Annotated in this window: 17 protein-coding genes and 1 pseudogene; 7 read left to right on the top strand and 11 right to left on the bottom strand. The window is 55.0% G+C overall.

What is annotated here, in order from left to right:
• Positions 1 to 236: 236 nt before the first annotated feature.
• On the top strand, positions 237 to 404 hold the full coding sequence (gene rmf, locus A6013_RS03105) for a ribosome modulation factor (protein ID WP_013097261.1): 168 nt from the start codon (positions 237 to 239) through the stop codon (positions 402 to 404).
• A 71-nt stretch (positions 405 to 475) separates the two neighbouring features.
• On the opposite strand, the gene fabA is transcribed toward rmf, so the two are convergent.
• Both fabA and A6013_RS03095 read right to left on the bottom strand, forming a co-directional pair.
• Positions 476 to 994: a bifunctional 3-hydroxydecanoyl-ACP dehydratase/trans-2-decenoyl-ACP isomerase gene (fabA, locus tag A6013_RS03100; RefSeq protein ID WP_000227926.1), complete on the bottom strand. Its 519-nt coding sequence runs from the start codon at positions 992 to 994 to the stop codon at positions 476 to 478.
• Positions 995 to 1,062: 68 nt separating this feature from the next.
• Positions 1,063 to 2,823 (bottom strand): Lon protease family protein, encoded by a 1,761-nt coding sequence (locus tag A6013_RS03095; protein ID WP_069732531.1) that lies wholly within the window; start codon positions 2,821 to 2,823, stop codon positions 1,063 to 1,065.
• 185 nt (positions 2,824 to 3,008) lie between these two features.
• Between A6013_RS03095 and matP the strand changes: the two genes are divergently transcribed.
• Positions 3,009 to 3,461, top strand: coding sequence for a macrodomain Ter protein MatP (gene matP / locus A6013_RS03090; protein WP_023332611.1), 453 nt, complete (start codon positions 3,009 to 3,011; stop codon positions 3,459 to 3,461).
• A 63-nt stretch (positions 3,462 to 3,524) separates the two neighbouring features.
• Here matP and ompA read toward each other — a convergent pair whose 3' ends face one another.
• Together ompA and sulA are read right to left on the bottom strand one after the other, a co-directional pair.
• On the bottom strand, positions 3,525 to 4,580 hold the full coding sequence (gene ompA / locus A6013_RS03085) for a porin OmpA (RefSeq protein WP_108780329.1): 1,056 nt from the start codon (positions 4,578 to 4,580) through the stop codon (positions 3,525 to 3,527).
• A 354-nt stretch (positions 4,581 to 4,934) separates the two neighbouring features.
• Positions 4,935 to 5,444 carry an SOS-induced cell division inhibitor SulA gene (gene sulA, locus A6013_RS03080; protein WP_041910604.1) on the bottom strand — a complete coding sequence of 170 codons (510 nt, stop codon included), beginning with the start codon at positions 5,442 to 5,444 and terminating at the stop codon, positions 4,935 to 4,937.
• A gap of 217 nt (positions 5,445 to 5,661) precedes the next feature.
• On the opposite strand from sulA, the gene A6013_RS03075 reads away from it, so the two are divergent.
• Positions 5,662 to 6,288 (top strand): TfoX/Sxy family DNA transformation protein, encoded by a 627-nt coding sequence (locus tag A6013_RS03075; RefSeq protein ID WP_041910603.1) that lies wholly within the window; start codon positions 5,662 to 5,664, stop codon positions 6,286 to 6,288.
• Here A6013_RS03075 and yccS read toward each other — a convergent pair.
• A complete protein-coding gene (yccS, locus tag A6013_RS03070; protein WP_041910602.1) occupies positions 6,245 to 8,407 on the bottom strand; it encodes a YccS family putative transporter in 2,163 nt (720 codons plus the stop codon). The two genes, A6013_RS03075 and yccS, sit on opposite strands and share 44 nt — an antisense overlap.
• A gap of 19 nt (positions 8,408 to 8,426) precedes the next feature.
• Positions 8,427 to 8,873: a YccF domain-containing protein gene (locus A6013_RS03065; protein ID WP_041910601.1), complete on the bottom strand. Its 447-nt coding sequence runs from the start codon at positions 8,871 to 8,873 to the stop codon at positions 8,427 to 8,429.
• A gap of 122 nt (positions 8,874 to 8,995) precedes the next feature.
• Between A6013_RS03065 and helD the strand changes: the two genes are divergently transcribed.
• A complete protein-coding gene (helD, locus tag A6013_RS03060) occupies positions 8,996 to 11,050 on the top strand; it encodes a DNA helicase IV (RefSeq protein WP_069732530.1) in 2,055 nt (684 codons plus the stop codon).
• Between the two features lie 57 nt (positions 11,051 to 11,107).
• Here helD and mgsA read toward each other — a convergent pair whose 3' ends face one another.
• Positions 11,108 to 11,566 carry a methylglyoxal synthase gene (gene mgsA, locus A6013_RS03055; RefSeq protein WP_041912035.1) on the bottom strand — a complete coding sequence of 153 codons (459 nt, stop codon included), beginning with the start codon at positions 11,564 to 11,566 and terminating at the stop codon, positions 11,108 to 11,110.
• An 80-nt stretch (positions 11,567 to 11,646) separates the two neighbouring features.
• Positions 11,647 to 12,309, bottom strand: a complete 663-nt coding sequence (locus A6013_RS03050) for a DUF2057 family protein (RefSeq protein WP_069732529.1) — start codon at positions 12,307 to 12,309, stop codon at positions 11,647 to 11,649.
• 173 nt (positions 12,310 to 12,482) lie between these two features.
• Here A6013_RS03050 and A6013_RS03045 point away from each other — a divergent pair, with 173 nt between their 5' ends.
• Positions 12,483 to 12,896 carry a CoA-binding protein gene (locus A6013_RS03045; RefSeq protein WP_028012609.1) on the top strand — a complete coding sequence of 138 codons (414 nt, stop codon included), beginning with the start codon at positions 12,483 to 12,485 and terminating at the stop codon, positions 12,894 to 12,896.
• A 38-nt stretch (positions 12,897 to 12,934) separates the two neighbouring features.
• Here A6013_RS03045 and hspQ read toward each other — a convergent pair whose 3' ends face one another.
• Both hspQ and rlmI read right to left on the bottom strand, forming a co-directional pair.
• Positions 12,935 to 13,252 (bottom strand): heat shock protein HspQ, encoded by a 318-nt coding sequence (hspQ, locus tag A6013_RS03040; RefSeq protein ID WP_008499919.1) that lies wholly within the window; start codon positions 13,250 to 13,252, stop codon positions 12,935 to 12,937.
• A 60-nt stretch (positions 13,253 to 13,312) separates the two neighbouring features.
• Entirely contained in the window at positions 13,313 to 14,503 is a 1,191-nt protein-coding gene (rlmI, locus tag A6013_RS03035) for a 23S rRNA (cytosine(1962)-C(5))-methyltransferase RlmI (protein WP_045261702.1), read from the bottom strand.
• Positions 14,504 to 14,525: 22 nt separating this feature from the next.
• On the opposite strand from rlmI, the pseudogene A6013_RS27810 reads away from it, so the two are divergent.
• Together A6013_RS27810 and yccX are read left to right on the top strand one after the other, a co-directional pair.
• A pseudogene (locus tag A6013_RS27810) lies at positions 14,526 to 14,757 on the top strand (helix-turn-helix transcriptional regulator); the annotation flags it as partial.
• Between the two features lie 11 nt (positions 14,758 to 14,768).
• Positions 14,769 to 15,050: an acylphosphatase gene (gene yccX / locus A6013_RS03030; RefSeq protein ID WP_048999181.1), complete on the top strand. Its 282-nt coding sequence runs from the start codon at positions 14,769 to 14,771 to the stop codon at positions 15,048 to 15,050.
• Here the strand turns inward: yccX and tusE are convergent.
• Positions 15,047 to 15,376, bottom strand: a complete 330-nt coding sequence (gene tusE / locus A6013_RS03025; RefSeq protein ID WP_028012611.1) for a sulfurtransferase TusE — start codon at positions 15,374 to 15,376, stop codon at positions 15,047 to 15,049. The genes yccX and tusE overlap by 4 nt on opposite strands.
• Between the last annotated feature and the right edge of the window lie 7 nt (positions 15,377 to 15,383).

Genomic DNA, 15,383 nt, shown 5'->3' with positions numbered 1-15,383 from the left:
CCGCAATCGGCCTGGTGCTGATTGCGGTTTTTTTTTCGTTTTTGCGTCAGGTTGTTACTTGTGCCGGGTCACAATTTTTGTACAAATGATCTTCTGGCTAGCTCACAAATATGACACCCGTATGAATTTTGAACATTGACGCTGGGACTAATTCGGGGTATTCGTTATCTGTGCCTGCGCATCTGGCGCGGACACTGTTTTCTTTCCACCAGACAAAAGAATGAGGGAAACGAGGCATGAAGAGACAGAAACGAGATCGCCTGGAACGGGCTCATCAACGTGGTTATCAGGCCGGCATCGCTGGACGTTCGAAAGAAATGTGTCCTTATCAGACGATAAATCAAAGGTCACAATGGCTTGGAGGCTGGCGAGAAGCCATCGGCGACAGGGCACTTATAGCCTGATAACGTCTCTTTAAAAAAAGAAACCTCCGCACTGCGGAGGTTTCGCCTTTCCGGAGTCGCTTAAAGCGATATCAGAACGCGGAAGTGTCCTGGAACAGACCCACTTTCAGATCGTTCGCGGTATAGATCAGACGACCGTCTACCAGCACTTCGCCATCCGCCAGGCCCATAATCAGGCGACGGTTAACGATGCGCTTGAAGTGAATACGATAGGTGACTTTCTTCGCCGTAGGCAGAACCTGGCCAGTGAATTTCACTTCGCCCACGCCCAGCGCGCGGCCTTTACCTTCACCACCCAGCCAGCCCAGATAGAAGCCAACCAGCTGCCACATGGCATCCAGGCCCAGGCAGCCAGGCATTACCGGATCGCCAATAAAGTGGCAACCGAAGAACCAGAGGTCCGGGTTGATATCGAGTTCTGCTTCTACGTAACCCTTATCGAAGTTGCCGCCGGTTTCGGTCATTTTCACGACACGGTCCATCATCAGCATGTTCGGGGCCGGTAACTGTGGGCCTTTCGCGCCAAACAGTTCTCCGCGACCAGAGGCAAGAAGATCTTCTTTTGTATAGGATTCGCGTTTATCTACCATGTTCTCAGTAAGCCTTATTTTAGTGAAGGACGCAGGATAGCTAACACGTGTACGCTGAACAAGTCCGATCAGTTCGAACTGAACCAGCCCAGCCAGCGTAACGGCCATGGATAACGATGGCGAGCATCCTGCTGCGTCGCCTGAGCAATGCGCTCCTGGATAGTCTGCATCAAAGTTGTCTGACCTTCGCCATCCCAAACCAGGTTTGTCAGTAAGGGTAGTGCATCCTCAATCCCTTCGATGGCCCAGATGGCGAATTGTTCCTGTTCAACCGCGTCCAGAATATCCTGGCACAGGCTGAGATGGCGTACGTTAGGCGCCGGAATAATCACGCCCTGTTTGCCGTTTAAACCGCGCTGCTGACAGACAGAGAAGAAGCCTTCAATTTTTTCGTTCAGACCGCCAACGGGCTGAGCACGACCAAATTGATCGACCGAACCGGTAATAGCAATGTTCTGGTTGATCGGCACGTCCGCCAGGGCGCTGATTAAGGCGCACAGCTCCGCCATTGAGGCACTATCGCCATCCACTTCGCTGTAGGACTGCTCAAACGTCAGCGAGGCGGAGAAGGGGATTTGCTGCTCAAGCTGCAGCTCAGACATCAAAAATGCCTGCATGATCATCATGCCTTTGGCGTGAATGTTGCCGCCCAGTTCGGCCTTGCGTTCAATATCGGTAAACTCGCCGTCGCCAATATGCACAACGCAGCTGATTCGCGAGGGTTCACCGAACGCGCGCGGATGGCCAGGAAACTCGATCACCGAGAGGGCGTTGATCTGCCCAACGCGTTCGCCTTCTGTCTCGACCAGAATTTGTTCCAGCAGAATTTCATCCTGCATGCGGTCAGCAAGATAGCCTTCGCGCCACTCTCGCTGCGCCAGCATCTGCGTGAGCTGTTCGCCAGTAAACGCACCGTTACCGCTGATCGTACCGACTTCACGCAGCTGCTTGCCGATCCAGAGCGGGCAGAGCGGCAAGGTTTCCTGGTCACCGGTATAGCGAACGGCTTCGCGGATTAAACCCGGCCACGCGTCGGCGGCAGGCGCTGGCAATGCAAAACGTTCCGCCACGGCCATCACCCACTGACACCACTGCGCCATGTCGTCCGCATCGGCAATCTGAATGTTGTCTTCGTATTCGCTGTAAACTGCCTGTTCGGCCAGTTCCGGCTCCATCTCCTGGAAGTCCGCCAGCGATTCGCGGTCACCCATCAGCACGACGGTCAGCGACAGCGGCATTGACGGCACGGAGACAGGAAGAGGACGAGACTCGTCGTAACCGACCCAGTCAAAGCGCTGTTGGGTCACAATGGTTTTCAGACGCATCCACAGCAGCGGCTGCGAGAGCAAAGTGCGCAGAGAGATGATGAGCACGCCGCCGTTTGCACGATGTACCAGCCCCGGCTGCAGGGAAAGCTCGCCGTTAAACTGGCGCAGACAGCCAAACAGCTGTTCAGCCTCGACCCAATTAGCGGTAATTACCTCGCCGTTAGCAGCAAAACGACCGTCGGCCTGGTCCGCCGGTCCGAAGGTAATATTATGCCCCGCGATACGATACTGGCCGCCAAATACCGCGGTGGTGTCTGGCCGCAGCTGGCGCGTGGCATCCCCAAGCAGCGACAGATATTCCGCTTCTTCCGGGGCTTTCAGCAGCATGAAGGGCGATGTCGCCCACGGGCTTAACGTCTGCTCCAGCGCATAATGTAAGCGTGGTTGCGTATCGCTAAGGATGAATTCGTGTTCTTTTGCGAGATCGGGCTGTGCAAACAGTTCCTGATAGCTCTCGGCATCCGGAACAAGGTCACGCCATGCTAGTTTCGTAATGGTCAAAGTTGATTTTTTTTAGTCAGATGTAAAAGCGTGGAGTATACCGTAAGCGGGGGGCTCTACCCAAGCAGGATTGGTGTTTCAGCAGGCGGATTGGCTGCAGTCACTCACAGGATATGATTTCTTTTCAGCAGATTGCTAAAAAACTGATATTCTGAACAGAGTTACGTGGTAACACTGAGATCGCAATGAAATATCAACAACTGGAAAATCTCGAAAGCGGCTGGAAATGGAAGTACCTGGTCAAAAAGCACCGTGAAGGGGAGCTGATCACCTGCTACATCGAAGCCAGCGCTGCGCAAGAAGCCGTGGATATTTTGCTGACCCTCGAAAATGAACCGGTACAGGTCAATGGCTGGATTGAGAAGCACATTAATCCTGCGTTGTTAAACCGGATGAAGCAAACTATCCGCGCGCGACGTAAAAGGCATTTTAATGCTGAGCATCAGCATACCCGGAAAAAATCCATCGACCTGGAGTTCGTGGTCTGGCAGCGTCTGGCCGGGCTGGCACAACGGCGTGGTAAGACCCTGTCGGAAACCATCGTGCAGTTGATTGAGGATGCCGAACATAAAGAGAAGTACGCCAACCAGATGTCGTCGCTGAAAAACGACCTTCAGGCGTTGTTGGGCAAAAAATAGATTTTAGTTTTCTTCAGACAATAAAAAACCCCGCATGGCGGGGTTTTTTTATAAGACGATAACTTATGCCGCTGGCTGAGTTACAACGTCTTTAACGCCTTTAACTTCGATCTCTACGCGACGATCTGGTGCCAGGCAGTCGATCAGTGCAGCGCGAGCTTTAACGTTGTCACAGGTGTTGCCAGTAACTGGGTTAGATTCGCCCATACCACGTGGGGAGATCTTGTTAGCTGGGATACCTTTAGAGATCAGGTAATCAACAACAGACTGAGCACGTTTCTCAGACAGTTTCTGGTTGTAAGCGTCAGAACCGATGCGGTCGGTGAAGCCCAGAACCACTACAGAACCGTCTTTAGGATCCAGGTTGCTCAGCTGGGTGTACAGCTGATCCAGTGCCTGCTGACCTTCTGGTTTCAGGGTCGCTTTGTTGAAGTTGAACAGAACGTCAGACTTCAGAGTGAAGTGCTTGGTCTGTACTTCTGGAGCTGGAGCCGGCGCTGGAGCAACAACTGGTGCTGCATCTTCCTGCTGGCCGAAACGGTAGGAAACACCTACGCTCAGCATGCCGTTGTCTGGACGAACGCCAACGGTAGCACCGTCACCGATGTTGTTAACCCACTGGTATTCCAGACGGGTAGCGATGTCACGGGTCATAGCCCACTCAACACCACCAGCGAATACTGGGGAAACGCCAGTGTCATGGTCGTCGCCAGCGATGTTGTTGCTGGAGTCTGCACGCCATACCATGCCGCCCAGACGGGTGTACACGTCCAGATCGTCAGTTACTGGGTAACCCAGTTTAGCGGTCAGCTGAACGCCCTGAGCTTTGAAAGCGCCATTGATGGTGTCGCCTTTGTATGGCATACGACCTAACCAGTCGTAACCCATTTCAAAGCCAACATACGGGTTAACCTGATAGCCACCGAACGCACCTGCACCAAGCTGGCTCTCGTGAGTAGGGCCATCGTTGTTCAGGCTGCTGTTGTACCAGCCAGTGTCATGGAACTGAGACCAGCCCAGTTTACCACCTGCATACCAGGTATTATCTTTCGGAGCGGCCTGCGCTACGGTAGCGAAGCCAGCCAGTGCCACTGCAATCGCGATAGCTGTCTTTTTCATTTTTTGCGCCTCGTTATCATCCAAAATTCGCCATGAAGGTCTCAAGAGAGAATCACGGTTAAATCCTTCACCGGGGGGCGTGGTCAAATATAAATCTACCGATATCTTCGGCTTAGGCCGAGCACCCCTGGCGATGTAAAGTCTACAACGTAGCTGAAAACTTACAAGTGTGAAGTCTGTCAGGCATATGAAAAAAAAAGTTCCGTATACCTATTATTTAACATTTTTAGAACGAATTTTGTGCAATAAAATTAAGGAGAACCGCACCAGACAAGCCTTGCCGCAATTTTGAGGCCGGGAACTAAAACCGCATCCTGCGGTCAAAAAAAATTCCAGGAAAAATCTTAATTTCACTCAATGATACAAATTTGAGTGAATTTTTAGCCCAGAAAGTTGTCCTCTGCGATAAGAATCTGGACGAACCGGGCGCATGATAAACCCGATCGCATTCCCTTCTTCAGCCGCTTCGGTCAGACGAAAATGTTCCTCTTCCGTCAATTCTTCCGGTAACCACCCGATCACCACGCTGTAATTTCCGGTGCGTAACGCGCGAATCATCGATTCGACGGTATCGCAGGGAGAAAGCTGGTTGATCTGCATAACCTTTGCCAGCGGCAGGCCCGCAGACTGCACCCATTGGCGGCTCAGTTTTTGCTGTGGCGTCAGCCAGAGCTGCCAGCGTGATTGCTGACCAAGCTGCTGTAATAACGGAAGCAGCAGGAGTTGGGTCAACAGAGGCTGGTCTTCACGGTAAACCACTTCACTAATAAGCCCCGTCGAAGCACCCCCAACGGTGTTCTGCGCGACAGTGCCCGCGGTAGAGGAGAGAGAAGTTGAGCGATTTGCATAGCCTGAAGTGTACATATTCATTCCAGCCCTGTAGTTACTGTATGGATATACAGTAACCCCTGTATGCATAAAGATCAACCTCATTTTCGGAAAGCGACTCGCAAAATTCATTCAATGTTGATGCCCTTCGAAAAATCATCTTGCTCAACGACGCTAAGTTGCCTATTTTCCTGCTAACGGATCCGCTAGTAAGAAATTTCGTTGTTACTTTATGATTTTGAAGGGAAATATCATGAAAAAGATATCTTATGAACGGATTTATAAATCCCAGGAATACCTGTCACCACTGGGTGAAATTCATCATCGCGCGCTGTTCGGGGGCTATACCCTGGCAGTGGATGATGCGGTTTTTGCCATGGTGTCAGAAGGTGAGCTCTACCTCCGTGCCTGTGAAGAAAGTGCGAAATACTGTGTGAAAAATGCCGCGTCTTTTTTGACCCTGATGAAGCGGGGCCGTCCGGTGCTTCTCAACTATTACCGGGTGGATGACGGGCTATGGCAGGACAGGGAGCGTCTGCTTCAGCTCTCCACTTTCGCACTTAATGCGGCAAGAAAAGAGCGTTACCAGCGGCATCAGCGCAATCGACTTAAGGACCTGCCAAACCTGACCTTTCAGCTGGAAGTGCTGCTCTTTGAAGCGGGCATCACCAACGAAGAAACACTGCGGGCGCTTGGCGCAAGGGAGAGCTGGCTGAAGATGCGGGCGAAAAATAAAGCGCTGAGTATCAAAGTGCTATTCGCGCTGGAAGGGGCGATCGAGGGGCTGCATGAGGCGGCACTCCCGGCCGGCATTCGCCGGGAGTTGACGGAGTGGTTTAATGCGCTGCCTGAGCCACTGGAGAATCACTCCTCCAGGTAGCGATTTGCTGTTGCAGCCGGCAAATTTCTGGCAGCAGGGCGATGAGCAGGCCAATCTGCTGTAACACCAGAGGCGCTTTGCTGTCGTTACCGGGCTCAAGATGCGCAATACGTTGGGTAAGTTCATCCAGCGCCTGTCTCACGCGCGGTTCATCGGCTGGCCGGTGATGCAGTGCATCATCGACATAACAGACCGCGTCATCCAGCAGATTGAGGATGCCCGGGTTGGTGAGTTTTTCGCGGTGGGCGCCCAGCGTGGAAATATAGCTGGTGAAGGTATGGTTCAGGCAGAGCAGCCGGAAAGCCGTCTCACGAATCTCGGCCGTGGCGCGAGGCTCCGTTGACATGTTAGAGACCACCGAGGCCAGTTCCGCATCGCTGTTGTGCGCATCGCGGCGCGCTATCCGGTAAGCCAGGCGGTTATCGCGGCCCTGATGATACTGCTCAAGGATGGCGTCCAGGTATCGGCAGTTGGCGTTCATAGCCCTGTCTAACACGCGCGGTAGATTACGGAAACGCCAGTCCGGCCAGATAAAGCTGACGGCGGCCCAGGCGATAGCGCAGCCAATCAGGGTATCGAGTACGCGGGGCAGGGCGACCTCGAACCCTTCACCCAGCAGGTTAAAGCAGAGCAGAACCAGCAGCGTGATGAACATTGTGGCATGGGCGTACTGCACGTTGCGAAACGCGAAGAACAGCACGCCGGTGATCACGATCAGGATCAGCTGTCCTTCAATGGACGGCACGAAATAGAGCACCGGAAGGCCAATGGCGACGCCGACCAGGGTGCCGATAATACGCAATGCCAGGCGGTGTCGGGTGGCGTTATAGTTCGGCTGACAGACAAACAGGCTGGTCAGCAGGATCCAGTAGCCGTGGTGCAAACCGGTTATCTGGATAAAAGCATACCCCACGCATAAGACCAGGGACATTCGCACCGCGTGACGAAACAGCGCCGACTCCGGCGTGAAGTTGCGGCTCAGCCTTAGCCACATATCGCTCACGCTGTGCACGCTGTCATCTGCAAGCTGGTTATCCACCTCGCTGCCCGGCAGTGCCATCGCCTGCTCGGACTCAATCGTCGCCAACTGAGCATCAATCGCCCGCAGGTTGTTGAGCAGAAAACCCAGCGCTTTGATCTGTTCCGGTGACGTTCCGCTGGCCTGCACGCGGTCGAGCGCCGCATCAAGATGGCTAAACACGCGTTCGAAGCGGGAGTCGTGCTGATAGGGCGTGCGCAAAAGAATGGAGCGCGCGAGCTGCTGGCATGCCTGTGACTGCATGGACAGCAGGCGCTGAAAGCGGAACATGACGTCGCTGTAGCGGAACTTCTCGCGCAGGGCGGCATACTGAACGTGTGAGGAGCTGGCGCGCTCATGAATGTCCTGAGCGGCAAAATAGTAGTGCAAGGTTCTGCGCGTGCCGCGCTGGCCGCGATCCCCGCGCAGACGGGTAAGCAGCGAGGCTTTCGTCTGGTTAAGGGTGGCGACCAGCTGGCCGTTTGCCAGCGCCAGATCGTAAAGCGGCGCCTGGCTTTCTTCCTCAATATCCGGGTCGAACAGCCGGGATTTCAGTTCCAGATAATGGGCTAGCTGCTCATAGCTGCGGGCAAGGTTATCCTGCAGAGGACGAACCGGGAAGATTAGGTGGCCGGTTAACGTCAGCAGGTTATACCAGATGGCGCCCAACAGCAGCAGCACAGGCTGCTGATACCACTGGTCGTACAGGGAAACGCCCAGCATGGTGTAGATGGCGATCAGCAGGGCCCCAAAGGCGATAGTGGCATAGCGCTGCCCCAGACCGCCCAGCAAAATAAACCCGCTGGTGGAGAGTGTAAGGCCAAGGGCAAACAGCCACGGCCAGGGGAAAAGTAACTCAACGGACGCGGAGGCGATAAAAAAACAGACGAGCGTAATGACCAGATTCCGCAAACGCCCGGCCAGGCGATCGTCCAGATCCGCCAGCGCTCCGGCCACCACCCCCAGCGTGAGGGGGATGGTGAGCTTGACATCATTCAGCCACCACGGCAGGGCAGCCGTGCCGCAAAGCGCGATAAATATCCTGACGTTGTAGAGCCAGGCGCTGTTCCAGGTATAACGGCGAAGCAGTGGACTTAGCATAAACGCGGCCAGCCCTTATTTACTGAAAACGACGACGTGCGTTCGCTTCACGCGCCGCCTGGGCCACTTCGACCGGAACCACCCTGCGCCCGACGGGCCAAAGGGCGATGGCGGCGATCTTAAAGTTCGCGAGCCCGACCGGAATACCAATTATTGAGATGCACTGCGCAATACCGGCAAAAATATGCATGATGCACAGCCACCAGCCGAAGAAAATCAGCCACAGAATGTTCAGCAAAGTTCCCCCTGTATTCATCAGGGCGCTCTTGCTCTCCGGGTTCAGCTCGTTAACGTGGATAGCTTCATTACCGTAGGGGATGAACGAGAGTTTCGTGATTTCCCAGCAGGAACGGGTCAGGGGAAGGGTGAAGATCAGGACGATGCTCACCAGCGTGGCAAAAAGCCAGGAAAGGGTGGTGGCAAAACCGCCCAGCACAAAATTCAACACATTCAGAACGGTACGCATAAACCCTCACTTCCTTTCGATAAATTAACGCCCAATGATTGTAACGTTTTTTTAGGCTGGAGCACCTTAAAACTGGCAGTTAAACTGTCAGGTAAATTATCTCTTCGTGGATTTGGCGGGACATGGAACTGAAAGCAACTTCTTTAGGCAAACGCCTGGCGCAACACCCCTATGACAGAGTTGTTCTGCTCAACGCCGGGGTTAAAGTCTCCGGAGAACGCCACGAATACCTTATTCCGTTTAATCAGCTTCTGGCTATTCACTGCAAGCGCGGGCTGGTGTGGGGCGAGCTCGAGTTCGTTCTGCCTGACGACAAAGTCGTGCGCCTTCACGGTACCGAGTGGGCGGAAACCCAGCGTTTCCACCATCACCTGAACGCGCTCTGGCAGCAGTGGAGCCACGACATGAGCGTGATTGCCGCTCAGGTGCTGCAGCAGGTGCTGGACGATATCGCGCAAAGCAACGCGCAGCAAACGTGGCTGACGCGCCAGCAGACCGCCGGTCTGCAGCAAAAGATTCGACAGGCACTTTCGGCGCTGCCGCTCTCCGTGACGCGTCTTGATGAGTTCGACAATTGTCGCGATGCCTGGCGTCAGTGCCAGGCCTGGCTGAACGATATGGATAAAAGCCGGCTGGCGCATAACCAGGCCTGGACGGACGCCATGCTCACCCAATACGCCGACTTTTTCAGTACGGTGGAGTCTTCACCGCTCAACCCTGCTCAGGCGCGTGCGGTGGTGAACGGCGAGCAGTCGCTGCTGGTGCTGGCGGGGGCCGGAAGCGGTAAAACGTCGGTGCTGGTGGCGCGTGCGGGCTGGCTTCTCACCACCGGAGAGGCCGTTGCCGATCAGATCCTGCTTCTGGCTTTTGGCCGTAAGGCGGCACAGGAGATGGACGAACGCATCCAGGAAAGGCTGCACACCCGGGATATTACCGCCAGAACCTTCCATGCCCTCGCGCTGCATATCATTCAGCAGGGCAGTAAAAAAGTGCCAGCCATCAGTAAACTGGAAAACGACGCGCAGGCGCGACAGGCGTTGTTTATTAAAACGTGGCGTCAGCAGTGCAGTGAGAAAAAGGCGCAGGCGAAAGGGTGGCGTCAATGGCTGGAAGAGGAACTCAACTGGGAGGTGCCGGAGGGCAGCTTCTGGCAGGATGAAAAACTGGCGCGTCGGATCGGCTCGCGTCTTGACCGCTGGGTCAGCCTGATGCGGATGCACGGCGGCTCGCAGGCAGAGATGATTGAAAGCGCGCCGGAGGCGATCCGCGATCTGTTTTCAAAACGGGTCAAGCTGATGGCTCCGCTATTGAAAGCCTGGAAAACCGCGCTGAAAGAGGAAAATGCCGTTGATTTCTCCGGTCTTATACATCAGGCGATCGTCATTCTGGAGAAGGGGCGCTTTGTCAGCCCGTGGAAGCATATTCTGGTGGATGAGTTCCAGGATATCTCACCCCAGCGTGCGGCACTGCTCTCGGCGCTGCGGGCGCAAAATAAACATACCTCGCTGTTCGCGGTGGGGGACGACTGGCAGGCCATCTACCGTTTCAGCGGGGCGCAGCTCTCGCTGACGACCGCCTTCCACCACTATTTTGGCGAAGGCGACCGTAGCGATCTGGACACGACCTACCGCTTCAATTCACGGATTGGTGAGATCGCCAACCGCTTTATCCAGCAGAACCCGCACCAGCTGGCCAAGCCGCTAAACAGCCTGCGGGCAGGGGATAAAAAAGCGGTCACCCTGCTGGCGGATGACCAGCTGGAGCCGCTGCTGGACAAGCTCAGCGGCTATGCGAAACCCGATGAACGTATCCTGGTGCTGGCGCGTTATCATCACCTTAAGCCTGCTGCGCTGGAAAAAGCCGCTACCCGCTGGCCGAAACTGCAGCTTGAATTTATGACCATTCACGCCAGCAAAGGGCAGCAGGCCGATTATGTGATTGTGGTGGGGCTGAAGGAGGGCAGCGACGGATTCCCGGCTCCGGCCCGCGAGTCGGTCATGGAAGAGGCCCTGCTGCCGGTGCCGGAAGACTTCCCGGATGCCGAAGAGCGGCGTTTGCTGTACGTGGCCATCACCCGCGCGCGTCACCGCGTGTGGCTGCTGTTCAATAAAGAGGAGCCATCCGTGTTTGTCGATATATTGAAGAGTATTGACGTGCCGGTGGCGCGGAAGCCATAACGGCGTCAGGCAAGATTTCCAGGCCGGGTAGACGTAGCCGCCACCCGGCAAAAAAAGCTACTTCAGTCTCTCGGAAAGATAGCGCTGATAGTCCGGAATAAGGATCTCAACCGGCGAGTTAAACTGCGGTGATTCAATGATAAAATCCGCCGTTGACAGGTTCGTCGCCACCGGAATATTCCACACCGTTGCCAGACGCAGCAGCGCTTTGACATCCGGATCGTGCGGAACCGCATTCAGCGGATCCCAGAAGAAGATCAGCACATCAATTTTCCCTTCGGAAATCTGCGCCCCGACCTGCTGATCGCCGCCCATCGGGCCGCTCAGCATCGCATTCACCTCCAGACCCGTTTCGCGCTGGATCAGGTTACCGGTAGTGCCGGTCGCCGACAGGGCGTGCTTTTCCAGCAGCGGCTGATGGCGGCGAACCCAGTTAAGCAGCATTTGTTTACAGTGATCGTGCGCCACCAGCGCAATGTGTTTGCGTTCAGGCAGCGTGCGTGTTGTCAGTTCCATAATCATATCCATCAGGTTAACTGACTACACGATGACGGGAACCGTCTGACGCTGCAAGAGAAAGGCGTAAAAAATGTGGCTTAAGATGAAGGTTGTTGCTTTGCCCACTGTAAAAACCGGGCCCGCGTGTCGGGATCGGCCTGCTGGAACCAGAATTTAAGGCGCTGTTCCGTCAGGCTCTGGGACTGCGGCGGAATGACGTCCAGTTCCGAGACGCCGGATAGCAGCGTACTGTCGTCCGCCATCATGGTGGCAAACTGCGGAAGGGAGGCGCGTTTGCCGGCTTTGTTATAGACCTGCGTTGCGGCCTCGTAGTCCGGGCTTTTTGTGGCGCTGGTCAACGCCAGAATATCCAGCTTGACCGGGATCGGCATTGCATTCCCGTCCAGCAGCTCAACGCGTGGCGAGGCGTCGAAGGCCGCTGATTCCTTCTCCGTTTCAAGGCGAGGCAGGGTTATGTTCACCTGACTGATTTGCCGGGTATTAAAGCTGATAATCAGCGGCGGAGAGATGTACATCCGCTGCTCATGGTTAGTCAGGCCGATCGCTTTTTCGACCCGGAACACCAGCTGATGCGGCCCGTTATCTAACTCAATGCTGTCAGCCCCGCGCAATAACGAGCTGGAAACCTTTTTCCCGTCCAGAACCAGGAGATCAATGTCGCCAGAGAGCCGAAGCGTGGTGGCAAAAACGCAAACCGGCATCACTAACGCAATCAGAGCAGTGGCAAAACCGGTTTTCATAGAAGGCTCCCGTCAGAGATACTGTCGCCGCATTAATGTATCTAAATCTTTCGATAATCACGTTTACTAACATATAGACATATTTTGCCGTTTTGCCCTCATACATCTGTATGGGATGGATGGTTGAGATGTGCGCTTTGGCGTACACTTTTAAAAAAGCCAGGAGAAAAACCATGAAAGAGAACGATATTGCCGAGATTCTGACATCCACGCGTACCATTGCGCTGGTGGGCGCGAGCGATAAACCCGACCGTCCCAGCTATCGGGTGATGAAATACCTTCTCGATCAGGGCTATCACGTCATCCCGGTGTCGCCAAAAGTGGCGGGTAAAACCTTACTGGGCCAGCAGGGTTATGCCACGCTCGCTGACGTGCCGGAAAAAATTGATATGGTCGATGTCTTCCGTAATTCCGAGGCGGCGTGGGAAGTAGCGCAGGACGCGATTGCCGTCGGGGCGAAAACATTGTGGATGCAGCTGGGCGTGATTAACGAGCAGGCTGCCGTGCTGGCGCGGGATGCGGGATTGAAGGTGGTTATGGATCGCTGTCCGGCAATCGATATCCCCCGTCTGGGGCTGGCGAAGTAATAAAAAAAAAGCCCGTTCATCGGGCTTTTTTTACACGCTTAGTTCCGCAGGCGCGGAGCCTGTAACTGTTTGCGGATAGTCTGAGCAAGTTCATCCATTGTGGGTTGTTCCGGATGCTCTTCCTGCAGCTCGCTACTCAGCTGCGCTTCGGCAAGGTAGGTATGTACGGGTTGTCCGTCGTCACCTTCCATCACCACATGGTACCAGGGTGCAGCGCGAAGCTCTGCGTTCACCGCCAGTTCGTCCGCTGACGGTTCATCAAGGGAATACTCCGGGTCGATATCCACGACCACACCCAAATACCCAAGCAAAGTGTGGCGGACCTGCTGGCCGATACCGAATTTGCTGGCAATCATAGTCACCTCCCGGGAAATACGACTTACACATTAAGTGCGGGCAATATTTCTCTTTTCAAGTTACATGACGCGACAGGCAAACCCTTTCAGATACAGTCCTTCCGGGTAGGTAGCAATCACGGGGTGATCGGCTGCCTGACGGAACTGCTCTATAAATTGTACATCACGACCAGCATCTATTGCGGCATCGGCGATGATTTTTTGGAATAAATCGGTGGTCATCAGCCCGGAGCAGGAGAAGGTGAGCAGCACCCCGCCCGGGTTCAGCAGCTGGATCGCCAGCATGTTGATATCCTTATACCCACGGCAGGCGCCCATCAGCTGGCTTTTGTTTTCCACAAACTTTGGCGGATCCATCACGATGACGTCGAACTTCTCGCCCTGATCGCGATATTTACGCAGCAGCTTGAAGACGTCGTCGCGTATAAATTCGGCTTTGCTCAAGTCCAGTTTGTTCAGCTCGACGTTCTGTTTTGCCACGTCCAGCGCTTCCTGCGAGGTATCCACGCTGACCACCTGGGCACAGCCGCCCATCAGCGCCGAAACGGCAAAACCGCCGGTGTAGGAGAAGCAGTTCAGCACGCGTTTGTCGGCAACGTACTGACGCGTAGCCAGGCGGCTGTCGCGCTGGTCAAGGTAGTAACCCGTTTTGTGCCCGCCCTGAATATCCACCAGCAGCTTCATGCCGTGCTCTTCAATCGGCAGCAGGGCAGGCGGCAGCTCACCCGTGACCGGGCCCTGCGTCAGCTCCATGCCCTCTTTTTTGCGCACCGCCACGTCGCTGCGGTCGTAAATAGCGCATTCCGGGAACAGGGTTTGCAAGGCGCTAATCAGCGCGGCACGCTGGTATTCCGCCCCGGCGCTGAGGAGCTGCAGCACCAGGAAGTTGCCGAAGCGATCGATGGTCACGCCCGGCAGGCCGTCGGACTCACCGGCAATCAGGCGATAGCTGTCCAGCCCGTCGCGCTTTGCCAGCCACTCGCGCCACTGCTGCGCCTGCTGCAGGCGGCGGACGAAGAAGTCAATGTCGATGGTTTCGTCTTTATCGAAGGTCCAGACGCGTGCGCGGATCTGAGACGCTGGCGAGTAAGCGCCTCGCGCTAACCATTTCCCCTGATGGTCAACAATATCAATGGTTTCACCGAGGCTGGCTTTGCCTTCCATACGGGCAACCGCGCCGGAAAAGACCCAGGGATGACGGCGCAGTAATGACTTCTCGCGCCCTTTGGCTAACACTAAACGTACACTCATAATTTGCTGTTCTGTCGATTTCAGGGAAATGGCGCGTAGAGTAGCACATTCAGCCAGGCGCAATCATCTGCGGATGTCGTTGAGCGTTTCGGCAGATCGTGGAGGAGGTGAGAATGGCCGTGGCGCTGTCACAGTTACAGTCGACTCGCTTACCGATCGGTGAAATCGCATTACAATGTGGGTATCTTTCCAGCTCTCGTTTCACCGCCCGTTTCCGGCAGCACTATGGCTGTTTACCGAAAACGCTACGTTAAGGAGAAGAAAAATGTCAAAAGTCTGCACCATTGCCTGGGTCCACGGCCTTGTTCAGGGCGTCGGGTTCCGCTACAGCACCCAGCGCGAAGCGATGACGCTTGGGCTAACGGGATACGCGCGAAATATGGACGACGGCAGCGTTGAGGTGGTCGCCTGCGGCGACGCGGAGCAGGTTGAAAAACTGATGGCGTGGCTGAAAGCAGGCGGGCCGCGCAGCGCCCGGGTTGATAAGGTCTTAACGGAACCGCATCAACCCGGCAGGGAATATGTGAACTTCGGTATTCGGTATTAAATACACTTCACCGGTTTAGGCAGGCCGGCAATTTTGGTGGCCTGTTTTGCCGGGCCCTTCGGGAACAGGCGATACAGATAGCGGCTGTTGCCTTTTTCTTCGCCAAATTTGTTGGCCATTGCTTTAACCAGCATGCGGATCGCCGGAGAGGTGTTGAACTCGAGATAAAACTCGCGCACAAAACGGACCACCTCCCAGTGTTCGGGGGAGAGGGCGATACCTTCGTTTTCGGCGATTTTCTCCGCCAGCGGCTCGCTCCATAGCGTGGTGTCTTTCAGATAGCCTTCGCTATCGGTCTCAATTTCCTGGCCTGCAAAAATGAACATAGTGCTC

This window comes from Enterobacter sp. IF2SW-B1, from assembly GCF_001743375.1.
Lineage (GTDB): Bacteria > Pseudomonadota > Gammaproteobacteria > Enterobacterales > Enterobacteriaceae > Enterobacter > Enterobacter bugandensis.
The sequence above is the reverse complement of the archived record's forward strand: the minus strand, read 5'-3'. Positions and strand labels throughout refer to the sequence as shown.

Excerpts from the sequence above, each read along its gene's own strand:
- tusE (WP_028012611.1), bottom strand. The coding sequence starts at position 15,376 with ATGTTCATTTTTGCAGGCCAGGAAATTGAGACCGATAGCGAAGGCTAT.
- rlmI (WP_045261702.1), bottom strand. The coding sequence starts at position 14,503 with ATGAGTGTACGTTTAGTGTTAGCCAAAGGGCGCGAGAAGTCATTACTG.
- helD (WP_069732530.1), top strand. The coding sequence starts at position 8,996 with ATGGAACTGAAAGCAACTTCTTTAGGCAAACGCCTGGCGCAACACCCC.
- yccS (WP_041910602.1), bottom strand. The coding sequence starts at position 8,407 with ATGCTAAGTCCACTGCTTCGCCGTTATACCTGGAACAGCGCCTGGCTC.
- A6013_RS03075 (WP_041910603.1), top strand. The coding sequence starts at position 5,662 with ATGAAAAAGATATCTTATGAACGGATTTATAAATCCCAGGAATACCTG.
- fabA (WP_000227926.1), bottom strand. The coding sequence starts at position 994 with ATGGTAGATAAACGCGAATCCTATACAAAAGAAGATCTTCTTGCCTCT.
- ompA (WP_108780329.1), bottom strand. The coding sequence starts at position 4,580 with ATGAAAAAGACAGCTATCGCGATTGCAGTGGCACTGGCTGGCTTCGCT.
- yccX (WP_048999181.1), top strand. The coding sequence starts at position 14,769 with ATGTCAAAAGTCTGCACCATTGCCTGGGTCCACGGCCTTGTTCAGGGC.
- mgsA (WP_041912035.1), bottom strand. The coding sequence starts at position 11,566 with ATGGAACTGACAACACGCACGCTGCCTGAACGCAAACACATTGCGCTG.
- rmf (WP_013097261.1), top strand. The coding sequence starts at position 237 with ATGAAGAGACAGAAACGAGATCGCCTGGAACGGGCTCATCAACGTGGT.
- sulA (WP_041910604.1), bottom strand. The coding sequence starts at position 5,444 with ATGTACACTTCAGGCTATGCAAATCGCTCAACTTCTCTCTCCTCTACC.
- A6013_RS03050 (WP_069732529.1), bottom strand. The coding sequence starts at position 12,309 with ATGAAAACCGGTTTTGCCACTGCTCTGATTGCGTTAGTGATGCCGGTT.
- A6013_RS03065 (WP_041910601.1), bottom strand. The coding sequence starts at position 8,873 with ATGCGTACCGTTCTGAATGTGTTGAATTTTGTGCTGGGCGGTTTTGCC.
- matP (WP_023332611.1), top strand. The coding sequence starts at position 3,009 with ATGAAATATCAACAACTGGAAAATCTCGAAAGCGGCTGGAAATGGAAG.
- hspQ (WP_008499919.1), bottom strand. The coding sequence starts at position 13,252 with ATGATTGCCAGCAAATTCGGTATCGGCCAGCAGGTCCGCCACACTTTG.
- A6013_RS03045 (WP_028012609.1), top strand. The coding sequence starts at position 12,483 with ATGAAAGAGAACGATATTGCCGAGATTCTGACATCCACGCGTACCATT.